Source organism: Caulobacter zeae (assembly GCF_002858925.1).
GTDB classification, from domain to species: domain Bacteria; phylum Pseudomonadota; class Alphaproteobacteria; order Caulobacterales; family Caulobacteraceae; genus Caulobacter; species Caulobacter zeae.
Genome location: NZ_PJRS01000019.1, coordinates 90,775 through 101,390 on the forward strand (window position 1 = coordinate 90,775; position 10,616 = coordinate 101,390).

At 68.9% G+C, this 10,616-nt stretch carries 8 protein-coding genes; 3 read left to right on the plus strand and 5 right to left on the minus strand.

Annotated elements, in window-relative coordinates:
• Nucleotides 1-121 precede the first annotated feature (121 nt).
• Together SGCZBJ_RS10720 and SGCZBJ_RS10725 are read right to left on the minus strand one after the other, a co-directional pair.
• Nucleotides 122-1,114, minus strand: a complete 993-nt coding sequence (locus SGCZBJ_RS10720; RefSeq protein ID WP_101717993.1) for a FecR family protein — start codon at nt 1,112-1,114, stop codon at nt 122-124.
• Nucleotides 1,115-1,189: 75 nt separating this feature from the next.
• Complete coding sequence (locus SGCZBJ_RS10725; protein ID WP_101717994.1) at nt 1,190-1,684, minus strand: sigma-70 family RNA polymerase sigma factor; 495 nt, start codon at nt 1,682-1,684, stop codon at nt 1,190-1,192.
• A gap of 296 nt (nt 1,685-1,980) precedes the next feature.
• Between SGCZBJ_RS10725 and SGCZBJ_RS10730 the strand changes: the two genes are divergently transcribed.
• Genes SGCZBJ_RS10730 through SGCZBJ_RS10740 form a run of 3 tightly spaced genes read left to right on the plus strand, consistent with a single transcriptional unit; the run spans nt 1,981 to nt 3,729 of the window.
• Nucleotides 1,981-2,577 carry a biliverdin-producing heme oxygenase gene (locus SGCZBJ_RS10730; RefSeq protein WP_101717995.1) on the plus strand — a complete coding sequence of 199 codons (597 nt, stop codon included), beginning with the start codon at nt 1,981-1,983 and terminating at the stop codon, nt 2,575-2,577.
• Nucleotides 2,561-2,971, plus strand: a complete 411-nt coding sequence (locus SGCZBJ_RS10735) for a YbaN family protein (protein ID WP_101717996.1) — start codon at nt 2,561-2,563, stop codon at nt 2,969-2,971. The genes SGCZBJ_RS10730 and SGCZBJ_RS10735 overlap by 17 nt, the downstream gene beginning before the upstream one ends.
• A complete protein-coding gene (locus SGCZBJ_RS10740; RefSeq protein ID WP_205685365.1) occupies nt 2,968-3,729 on the plus strand; it encodes a TonB family protein in 762 nt (253 codons plus the stop codon). The genes SGCZBJ_RS10735 and SGCZBJ_RS10740 overlap by 4 nt, the downstream gene beginning before the upstream one ends.
• A 12-nt stretch (nt 3,730-3,741) precedes the next feature.
• On the opposite strand, the gene SGCZBJ_RS10745 is transcribed toward SGCZBJ_RS10740, so the two are convergent.
• The 3 genes from SGCZBJ_RS10745 to SGCZBJ_RS10755 form a co-directional block, all read right to left on the minus strand.
• Nucleotides 3,742-4,857 (minus strand): acyltransferase family protein, encoded by a 1,116-nt coding sequence (locus SGCZBJ_RS10745; protein WP_101717997.1) that lies wholly within the window; start codon nt 4,855-4,857, stop codon nt 3,742-3,744.
• A gap of 9 nt (nt 4,858-4,866) precedes the next feature.
• Nucleotides 4,867-7,176: an alpha-N-acetylglucosaminidase gene (locus SGCZBJ_RS10750; RefSeq protein ID WP_101717998.1), complete on the minus strand. Its 2,310-nt coding sequence runs from the start codon at nt 7,174-7,176 to the stop codon at nt 4,867-4,869.
• Nucleotides 7,177-7,284: 108 nt separating this feature from the next.
• Nucleotides 7,285-9,966 (minus strand): TonB-dependent receptor, encoded by a 2,682-nt coding sequence (locus SGCZBJ_RS10755; protein WP_101717999.1) that lies wholly within the window; start codon nt 9,964-9,966, stop codon nt 7,285-7,287.
• Nucleotides 9,967-10,616: the final 650 nt, after the last annotated feature.

Here is a 10,616-nt window from a genome sequence, read left to right on the forward strand (position 1 = left end):
ATTGCGACGCATGTGCAATCTGTTCTTCCCAATCGACGACGCAGGCCCGGCTTTTTCCGAAAAAACTTCGCGGCGTTCGGCGATGAGAGATTTCCCTCGCCGAAACAGCCCCTTGCGAGCGTCAGCGCTCGGAGATCACCAGGACCCAGGGCGTCACCCGTATGACGTCCAGGTCGTAGGCCTGGGCCAGGGCGTTGGTCACCGCCTCGGGGTCCCGCAGATTGTAGACGCCGGTCACCCGGCGCTCGGAAAGCGCCCTGCCCCGCACCAGGACGATGTCGTGGGTCCAGGGGCGCAAGGCCCGCACCACGTCGCCGATGGCGCCGTTCTCGACCACCATCTGGCCGTCGCGCCAGGCCGCCACGGCGTTCGGATCGGCGGCCGCGCGCAGGAACCGCCCGTCGGAGGCCATGGCCACGCCGTAACCGGCCGGCACGCGCTCCATGCCCTGGAATCGCCGCGAGGTCACGCCCACCAGCCCCCGCTGCACCACCACGCCCGGCGCCTCGGCGTCGACCTCAAAGGCCGTGCCCAGCACCTCGGCGGCGACGTCGCGCGAGGCGACCTTGAACGGTCGCGAGGGATCGTGGCGGACATCGAACCAGGCCCGTCCCTTGACCAGCTTCAGGTCGCGTCGGCCGGCCGAATAGTCCACCGCCAGGGCCGACTCCGGCGCCAGGCTGACCAGGCTGCCGTCCTCCAGGCGCATCTGCCGCACCTCGCCGACGCCGGTGACATAGTCCGACTGCAACCGAACCAGCGCCCCGGGGGCCAGCACGGCGACGACCAGCGCCGCGGCCGAGGCCGCCAGGTTCGCGACCAGCCGGCGTCGGCCGGAATCTCGGCTCGCCGCCCGTCGCTCGCGACGCGCGCCGGCGACCACCGGCCTCTCCCCGCCAGCCATCTGCTCCCACCGCCCGGCATGGAGCGGCAGAACCTCGCCGAGGGCGGCATAGACGCCGGAGGCCTCGTCCCAGGCTCGCGCCCTGTCGGAATGGCCGGCGCGCCAGGCCTCGAACCGCGCGAGAAGCTCAGCGTTCTCCGGCTCTTCATGCAGGGCCAGCAGCCACTCCAGGGCTTCGGCGTCCGCGCGCGCGACATCCAGCTCGGCCATTCGGTCAGGTTCCTCCGGCCCGCGCGGCCGTTCGTTGCAATAGACGTTCGAGCATAGGGTTTTTCCGAAATCGGTTCAGCGCCGCCGAAGCCGGTCGCGGCAATGGGCCACGCCGTCGACCACCAGCTGGTGCGCCGCCGAGGTCGAGATCCCCAGCTCGGCGGCGATCTCGCGCAGCTTGGCGCCGCCCAGGCGGTGCATCTCGACGGCGATCCGCGTCCGTTCAGGCAGTTCGGCCATGGCCGCCAGCAGGCGCTCGTAGTCGTCGCGCGCCAGGGCGGCGGCCTCGGGCGAGGGCTGCTCGTCGCGCGCGCCCTCGATCAGAGGCTCCGGATCCTCGACATAACGGCGGCCGTCGCGCCGCCCCTGCCGGCGGCCGTCGAGCGCCAGGTTACGGACGATGCGGAAGAGGTAGCGGCCGGGATCCTCGAGCAGCCGCCGGGTCAGGGCCTGGCCCAGGCGCAGATAGGCTTCCTGCACCACGTCCTCGGCCTGGTCGCGGTCGCCGGTGATGGTCTGGACGTAGCGAACCAGCCCGTCGCGATGGGCCAGGTAGTGAGAGCGGATCATCTTCTTCTGCGTCACGCGCCCGCCAGACAGACGAAAACGCCCGGACCGCGGGCGCGCCGCCGGCGTCCGCCGCCGGAGCGCGGCCCATAACACTTGAGAATAAGTCGCAACAAGACTTGTCTTGCGATCCGATCCCTGGCACGCAGGCCCGCGAAGCCGACGAAAACGAAAAGATCGGAGCGCTCGTGCGATTTTCTTTCGGAAAGCGGCGGGCCTGAACCGTCATTTCCTCGTGAGGCGCGAATGCGATGCGATCGCCGGCGCGCCCCGAAGCTCCCGACGCTCCGGAAGGCCCCATGAACGCACACGTCTCGATCCACGACCCGTCCCGCGCCAAGCGGCTCAAGGCCCGCACCCACAGCACTCACGAGGCGCTCGACAGCCGCATCATGTCGCTGGAGCCCTTCCGCGACCGCGATCGCTATGGCCGGTTCCTGAAGGCGCAGTGGGGCTTCCACCGCGAAATCGACGCGCTCTACACGCACCCGGATCTCGTGGCCCTAGTGCCGGACCTGCCCGAGCGTCGCCGGCTGGACCTGATCGCCCAGGACATCCAGGACCTGGGCCAGCCCGCGCCCAGCGCCGACACCCCGCCGGTCTTCGGCCAAGGCCCCGTCGACGCCGCCGAGGCCTTCGGCTGGCTGTACGTGGCCGAGGGCTCGAACCTCGGCGCGGCCTTCCTGCTCAAGGCCGCCGCCGCCCTGGATCTCGACGAGACCTTCGGCGCCCGCCACCTCGCCCCTCATCCGGAAGGTCGCGGTCGTCACTGGCGCGGCTTCGTCGCGGCCCTCGACGGCCTGCCCTTCGGCGATGTCGAGGAGACCCGCGCCGTCGACGGCGCCGCCGCCGCCTTCCGCCGGGTGCGGGGACTGGTCGATGACGCCTTCGCCTGAGGACTCGCCCGCCCGGCCGCGCCTGGCCCGCTGGATCTGGCTGGTCCTGGGCCTCGTCTGCGTCGCCCTGGGCTTCATCGGCGCCGTCGTGCCGCTGATGCCGACGACGGTGTTCCTGATCATGGCCGCGGGCTGCTTCGCCAAGTCCTCGCCCAGGCTGGAGACCTGGCTGCTGGACCATCCGCGCTTCGGGCCGACCTTGCGCGCCTGGCGTCGGGACCGCGCCATTCCGCCGGCCGCCAAGCTGATGGCCTGCGGCGGCATGGCCTTCGGGCTCGCGATCTTCTGGTGGGGCGCCAATCCCAAGTGGCCGCTGCTGCTGGTCGTGGCGACGATCATCGGAGCCTGCGCGGCCTATGTGGTCTCGCGTCCGTCGCGGGGCGCGCAGGGGTGAAGCCGATCGCCCTGGCCAGACAGGATCCGACGTCGTTCCAGGGCGCGCCCATCTCCGCGCCGCTCGCGCTGGACCGCGGCTCGGCCCGGCGCGGGTCGCGAACCGCGACCGGCGTTGCACTGTCGATCGCCCTGCATGGCGCGCTGGCCGGCGCGATCCTATTCGGCGGGTTCGCCCCCGTCCTGATCACCCCGCCGCCCGCAGCGCCGATGATCGTGGCGCTGGAGACCACCTCGCCGCCCGTTCCGCAGCTTGAGGTCCCGCCCGGCCCACAGCAGCAGGAACGCCAGGCCGCGCGGCCGACGCCGCCCAAGCCGCCGCCCGTCAAGACCGCCCAGGCCGCGCCGGATCCGGTGTTCTTCACGCCGCCCCGCCCCAGCGCGCCCGTCGATCCGGGGCCGTCCGCTCCGCAGACGACCGCCCCGCCGGTGCAGCCCGCGCCGGTGGCTGTCCGGGCGGCCAGCAACGCCGTCGCCACCTGGGAGGGCCAGGTGCTGGCCGCGCTGGAAAAGACACGCCGCTATCCGCCCGCCGCCCAGGCCCGCCGCCAGCAGGGCGTCGCCCACGTGCGCTTCCGGATGAACCGCGCCGGCAAGGTGCTGTGGTCGCGCCTCGAGCGCTCGTCCGGCTTCGGCGAACTCGACCGCGCCGCGGTGGACGCGCCCAAGCGCGCCCAGCCCCTGCCCCAGATCCCGGCGGAGCGCCCCGACGAAGTCGAACTGGTCGTGCCGGTGGAGTTCTTCCTGGCGCGGCCTTGAGGCCTCCGTCGCCTACAGCTTCACCACCACGCCCCGGCGATACATCACCCACCCCAGCAGCCAGCAGACCAGCATGTAGGCGAGCGCGCACAGCAGCGAGCCCAGCCCGCCCGGCGCGATCGCCTGGAAGACATGGACGCCCACCCACTCATAGGGGTCCTGGCCCGGGGCGACGTCGAACTGGCGCAAGGTGATCACGAACAGCTCCGAGAACAGGTAGATCACCAGCGGATTGAGGCCGAACACCTGGAAGAAGCGGGTGGCGGCGTTCGGCTCGCGGCCTTCCAGCAGCGCCGCCAGGGCGGCCAGCAGGATCAGGTCCAGCCCCACGGTCAGCAGCACGAAGCTGCCGGTCCAGAGCTTCTTGGCGATCGGGAACCACGGGTTCCAGGCCAGGGCGGCCAGGACCAGCACCCCGCCAAGGCCCGCCATGCGGAACAGGGTCTTGCGGGTGTCGCTCGCCTGGCGCAGGGCGCGGGCCGCCAGATAGCCGGCCAGCACGTTCACCGTCGCTGGCAAGGTCCCCAAGAGCCCCTCGGGATCGAAGCCGCCATCCTTGCGATAGAGGTGGTCACGGCCGACGACCAGCAGGTCGAGCCTGGTCCCCGCATTGCCGAGCTTGGAATAGGGATCGCCGTCGCCAAGCCCCAGCAGGATCGCCCAGTAGCCCAGCAGCAGGCCGCCGCAGAGCGCCAGGATCCAGCGCGGCGACAGGAACCGCGCGGCGAAGGCGGCGATGGCGTAGCACAGGGCGATCCGCTGCATCACGCCCATCACGCGGGTCTGCGAGAACGGCGCCAGAGCCCAATGCCCGTCCACCTGATGCACGAACGGGTACCAATACATCAGGAAGCCGAGCAGAAAGATCAGCGCGGCGCGCTTCAACACCTTTGCGCTGAAGGCCCGCAACGGGACCGGCCGCGAGAAGGCGAAGGCCATCGAGCAGCCGACGGCGAACAGGAACGACGGAAACACCGCGTCCGCCGCCGTGAAACCGAACCACTTGGCGTGGACCAGCTGTTCGAACGGACGCGCGCCCGGCCCGGCCGTATTGACCACGATCATCAGGCAGACGGTCAGGCCGCGGAAGACGTCGAGCGACAGGAAGCGAGGAGTCGGCTTGGTCATGGCCCTCTCCTAAGCCCGGTCGATGCGAGCGATCAGCGCCGTGACCCCGGCGACGGGATCGGCCGGCGGGGTCCGGCGGTAGGCGACATCGGCGGCGACCCAGGCCTTCTCCCAGGCGACGCTGGCCTTGACCACGGCCGCCTCGTCGAACACCCCCGTCCCCGCCGCCTTCAGGGCGTCGAGGAACCGGCCCCAGCGCGGCAGGTAGAAGTCGCGATAGAGCCCCTGCCAGGCCTTGGAGGCGTAGTCGTTGAGGTTGCCCTCCCCGCCCCAGATCGTGACCTGGGCCTTGGCGTTGCTGACATAGGCGGCCTTGTCGGCCGGCGTGTCGCCATAGGCGCGGGCGTCGTCGATCCAGGTCGCCAGGGTCTCGGGCTGCACGCCCAGCAGGGCGTCTACCGCCAGGGCCAGGTCCTCGACCTTGCGGCGGGCTAGGTCGCCAGCAGTTGCGTCGCCCTTGCGATAGGCGGCCACGGCGGCCTGTAGCCGGACGTCGATCTCCAGGCTGGCCAGTTGCCTCGTCGCATCGACCAGATCGAGCACGAACAGCGGCTCGTTCGCATAGGACGGCGCCAACGCCGCCAGGGCGCGGACGGCGGCGTCGAGCTTGACGCGGTCGCCCGGATGGCCCGGAAACTCGCCGATGGTCGCCGTCGGTCGCTTGAAGAAGAGATAGGCGCCGGCCTTGCTCTTCCACCAGCGCGAGCTCCAGTAGCGCGTCGAATAGGCGCCCTGGACCAGCAGCGCCATCGCCGCATCGAGCTGAGGACTGGTCTTGCCGTAGCGCGCCTTCGAGCGGCTAGACAGCCAGGCCGCGGTGGAGGCCCCGCCCCCGTTCCAGGCCAGGTCGTAGGTCGCCTCGTAGACGATCGAGTTGTTGTGCAGCCCTTCGGGAAACATCCCGAAACCCGACAGCTTGCCGGTGTCGGGATTGGCGACCAGGGCCGCGATATCGGTCCGGTAGTAGTCCAGGTCGCCATAGACCGGGTTGCTGCCCCCGTAGTTATGGACGTAGCCGTAGATCCACGGCTTGCCGCCGAAGGCCTTGGCGTTCTTCCAGACGGCCGGATAGCGGTCGTTGCCGATGTCGAGGATCATAAGCCTGTCGTCGGGCACGCGGCTGAGATAGGCGCTGATCGCCGCCGGATCCCAGAAGTGGCTGTCGGCGCCGAACAGCCAGCCCTGCATCACCCACACCGCGTCGGGCCGGCTCTGGCGGATGGAATCGTAGATCGCCTTGCCGTAGGCGGCCAGGCGCTCGGCCTTCAGGGCCGGATCGACCTCGATCTTGGTCTTGGTCGCCGCCGTGTTGGCCGCGCCGTCGCCATAGGCCGCGTCGCGCGCATCGGCGCCGTCGGCGTTGATCGGCGGCAACATCTCGTTGAAGGAATCGGCGAGATAGTAGGTCCCCCCGCCGTAGGTCTTTGTGTAGAGCGCCAGGAACCGGCCGGCGATCTTCGAAAACAGCGGGTCGGCCGGGTCCAGCCAGTAGGTCTCGTGGAACCCCTCCCAAGGCCGCATGCGATAGATCTTCGCTTTCGGATGCTTGGCCGCGAAGGCCTTGGGCACGTAACCGCCGAAGGCCGGCAGGATCGGCGTCATGCCCAGGTCCCGCATCCGCCCGAGGATCCTGACCTGCAGGTCCTTCTTCTTGTCGATCCAGGCGGTCGGCAGCGGGGCGGCGTAACCTTCGATGTTGCCCATGCGGTGCCAGGGCGTGAAGGCCGCGCCGGAGAAGTAGTCGGCCAGTTCGGCCTCGCTCAGCCCGAACTCGCGCCACAGGGCCCGCCAGACATATTCCTGGCCTTCCATGGCCAGCGGCATGTCGACGCCGTGCACCGCCATCCAGTCGATCTCGCGGCTCCAGCGCTCCCAGCCCCACCAGGGCGTGGTGTAGCCGTAGGTGCAGGTGTTGAGATAGGCGCGGTGGGCGAAGGGGCTCTCCACCCGGCCCGTGTCGGCGTCGGGCAGCCGGGCCGGCAGGGCGACACGGTCGCCTTCCCAGCTGACATGCGCCGCACCGGCCTCCTTCAGATAGGCGTAGGCGCCGCGCACCAGCGCCACCGGCGTATCGCCGCTGATCGCCAGTTCGCCGCCTGTGGCCCGCACGGCGTACCAGGGCTTCTCGCTCGCGGTCGAGGCCAGCGCCAGGTTGATCTTGTCGGCGCGCGGCCCGAACCGCCGCTTCAGGACCGCCCGCGCCGCCTCCAGCCCGCCGCCGCCGCGCGGCGCCGCGCTCGCCAGCGAAGGCATGGCGGTCAGGGCGACGGCGGCGAAGGCCTGCTTCAGGGTCTGGCGGCGCGAGGGTCGAAACGACATCGAGACAACTCTTCTTCTGAAACGAAAATCTGGTCGCCGCCCAGGAGTCAGGCGGCGACCAGCAGTTGCGCCGCACGGACGGCGTCTCCGGGGAGGGAGATCGGAGGGCTACATCTTGTACTGGAACGACAGGTAGTAGCTGGGGCCGGTGACCGAGGTCATCTGCCAGCGGCTCTTGTCGAGCAGGTAGGCTTTCTCCTGGGCGTTGTTGATGTTCATCGCCGCGAAGGAGAGGCTGAGGCGTTCGTTGATGTTGTAGCCGAGGTTCAGGTCGAACTGGGTGCGCGAGGCGACCGTGTGACCCAGCGGACCGGAGAAGAAGCTCTCCACCGAGGTCTGGTCGTAGGCGCTGCGGTAGTTGGCCGACAGGCGCGCGCTGAAGGTCTGGTTTTCCCAGTAGACCGTGCCGTTGGCGGTGTGCTCCGACAGGTTGGCCAGCTTGAAGCCTGTCACCGAGGTCGCCGGATTGACGTGGGTGTAGTTGGCGATCAGGCCGAAGCCCTCGATCGGCAGCCAGGCGTCGAGCGACTGCTGCCAGTTCACCTCGTAGCCGTGGATGTCGACCGTGCGGCCGTCATTGAAGCTCTGGGTGATGTTGTAGGTGTCGCCGGCGCTCGACAGGCAAACGCCGCCGCTGTCCTTGGTCAGCGCCGTGCTCTCGTACGAGGTCGGGCAGGTGAGAGAGGTGTAGACGCCGTTCTTGACCTTCTTGGAGAAGAAGCCGGCCGACAGGCCGTTGCCCGCCCCGTAGTACCACTCCAGCGTCACGTCGATCTGGTTGGCCGTCATCGGGTTCAGGTCCCCCTGGCCGATGGCGATCGTGTAGACGCGGTGGCCGGTGGTGTCGACGGCGCTGGTCATGGTGGTGGCCAGCTGGTTGCTGGAGTCGATGATCGGACGCACCAGCACCTTGGCGGCGGCGAAGCGCAGCAGCAGGTTGTCGGTCAGGTCGACGCTGATGTTCGCCGACGGCAGCACGTTGTCGTACGACTTCTTGGTCGTGTAGGTCCCTGCGACCAGCTTGACCTCGGTGTTGCGCGGGTTGGCCGCGCCGCCGATGTAGCCTTCCACCGTCTGGTCGGTGCTCTCGCTGCGAACGCCGAAATTGCCGCGGAAGGTGCGCGAGAAGATCTCGCCCTTCAGGTTGGCCATGGCGTAGAACGAGGTCAGGTCGCGCTCGACACGATAGGTGCCGGCCGGGTCGAAGGCCTCGTAGACGCTGATCCCCTGCGCCTTCAGCGCGTCGCGATAGGCGTCGAGGTTCGGCGACACCCAGATCGACGGCAGGGTCATCTCGCCGTCGAGGAAGTTGCTGACGGTGATTCCGGTGGCGGCCATGGTCGGCGACCACGAGGCCGGAATGCTGTCCGAACCATCCCTGCGCACCACGTAGCGCTTGAGCACTTCGTGACGGATCTTGGCCCCGGCCTGCACCGACTCCAGGATGCCGAAGTTCAGGAACCGCTTGGCGTCGAACTGGCCGGCGTCCTCATAGGAGTCGATCGTGCGGTAGGCGCCGTTCGGATAGGTGTTCCGCACCAGGGTCGCCGGGTTGTACTGGGCGGTGTCGCTCAGCGCGGTCGAGGTCGTGAAGACGATGTTCTTCGGGTTGCTGATGTCGACCGTCGCACTCGGGATGTTGATCCCGAGGATCGCCGCCTCCTCGTTGAAGATGGCGTGGCCGCGCGAATAGTGGGCGACGGCCTTCAGGTCCCAGTCCTCGAAGCCGGTCCAGCGGGCGCTGGTGGTGAAGGCGCCGGTCGATTGCGGACGCGTCTCGTGCTGGTGGTTGTTCTCCAGGCGGAAGTTGGCGACTCGCACCTGGGTGGCGGTGTTGTTGGCCGTGGCCAGGGTGGTGACGTTCGAGGCCGACGGCGTCGTGAACAGGAAGACCTGTTGATGCAGCTCCTGCGTCGTCTCGTCCTTGGCGTAGGTGGCGATGGCGTCGATCTGCAGGCCGTCGATCGGCTTGAACTGGATCGCGCCGTTGATCATGCTGCGCTTGGTCTCGCGGTCGATCCGGCGATAGCGCAGGCGCGCGGGCGTGTAGACGCCGCTGTTGACGGTCCACCGGTCCATCCAGAGATAGTCGCCGCGGTCCTTCAACTCCTGATAACCGGCGCCGAGGAACACCCCGATCTTGTCGTCGAGGAAGTGGTCGACATAGGTCGCGCCGTACTTGCCCGTCGGGCTGCCGCCGATCAGCTCCTGCTGCTGCAGCTTGCCGGCGAAGATCAGCTGGCGGCCTTTCACGTTGAACGGGTGGACGGTGTCGATGTTGACCGTGCCCGCCAGGCCGCCGGCGTCCATGTCGGCGGTGGGCGACTTGTAGACCTGGATGCCCGAGGCCAGCTCGGTCTGGATCACGTCGTAGCGGAAGCCGTCGGTGAAGTTCGAGCTCTTGAAGGCCTGGCCGTTGACCGTGGTCAGCGCGTACTGGGGCCCCAGGCCCCGGATGCTGATCGTCGAGCCGCGGCCGTTGATGTTGGAGATCTGCACGCCCGGAATGCGCTGGATGGCCTCGGCGATGTTCTCCGACGGGAACTTGCCGATGTCCTCGGCCGAGATGCCGTCCGACACGCGCACGTCGTTGCGCTTGGTGTCGAGCGCCGTGGCTAGGCTGCGGCGGAAGGCGGTGACCACCACCTCGTCGACGGCCTCGCTGGGCGCCGGTTCGGGCGTGGTCTGGGCGAGCGCAGAACCCGCGAAGCTGGCGCCGGCCAGCAGGGCCAGCACGAAGGCCTTGCGCAGCGCGTCGGGCCGGGAAGTCGTAAGCTTGTGACCGATCATGATGCTATCCCCTCAAGCGGACGCGGCGCGCGCGCCCAGTGAGCGCCGCTCCCCCGCGGCGCCGTTTTGGGCAGACCATTTGAAGACCTTTTTTCGCTGCCCACTGGAACCGTAGGCGCCGCCCGGAAGGCGGTCAAAGCTTGCAACCCGCTCTAATGCTTGAATTTAACAGCCGATCGCCGGATAGGCGCCGGTGGTTTCGGGCTCAACCGCTCGACACCCACTGCAAAGCCAACAAAAGTTAGCATTATCAACGCAATAACTGCCTAGCACACGTGCATTCGCGCACGAGGCATAATACCAATTTAATGCCTTTTTTGCGACCATTCGCGCATAGCGAGCGCGTCCCGCGCAGCCGTGGCGCGCAATTGGCCGACCGGTGCTCGCCCAGCTTGCAACCAAGCCCCAAAAAGCAAGACGCCCGCGCCCCGATCCGATCGGAACGCGGGCGTCGATGCCCCGAGTCGCGGCGCCGTGGCTAGCGGGCGCCGCCCTTCTCCATCGCCAGGGCCACGGCCTCGGCATCGGGCCCAAGCACCAGGTGGACGACAGGTCCGTCGAGGCGGACGAGGGCGCGCACGCCGGCGGCCTTGAGGGCGGGTTCGTCGAGCTTGGCGGGGTCGGCCAGTTCCAGGCGCAGGCGGCTGGAG

Excerpts from the sequence above, each read along its gene's own strand:
- SGCZBJ_RS10750 (WP_101717998.1), bottom strand. The coding sequence starts at position 7,176 with ATGTCGTTTCGACCCTCGCGCCGCCAGACCCTGAAGCAGGCCTTCGCC.
- SGCZBJ_RS10720 (WP_101717993.1), bottom strand. The coding sequence starts at position 1,114 with ATGGCCGAGCTGGATGTCGCGCGCGCGGACGCCGAAGCCCTGGAGTGG.
- SGCZBJ_RS10745 (WP_101717997.1), bottom strand. The coding sequence starts at position 4,857 with ATGACCAAGCCGACTCCTCGCTTCCTGTCGCTCGACGTCTTCCGCGGC.
- SGCZBJ_RS10730 (WP_101717995.1), top strand. The coding sequence starts at position 1,981 with ATGAACGCACACGTCTCGATCCACGACCCGTCCCGCGCCAAGCGGCTC.
- SGCZBJ_RS10735 (WP_101717996.1), top strand. The coding sequence starts at position 2,561 with ATGACGCCTTCGCCTGAGGACTCGCCCGCCCGGCCGCGCCTGGCCCGC.
- SGCZBJ_RS10725 (WP_101717994.1), bottom strand. The coding sequence starts at position 1,684 with ATGATCCGCTCTCACTACCTGGCCCATCGCGACGGGCTGGTTCGCTAC.
- SGCZBJ_RS10755 (WP_101717999.1), bottom strand. The coding sequence starts at position 9,966 with ATGATCGGTCACAAGCTTACGACTTCCCGGCCCGACGCGCTGCGCAAG.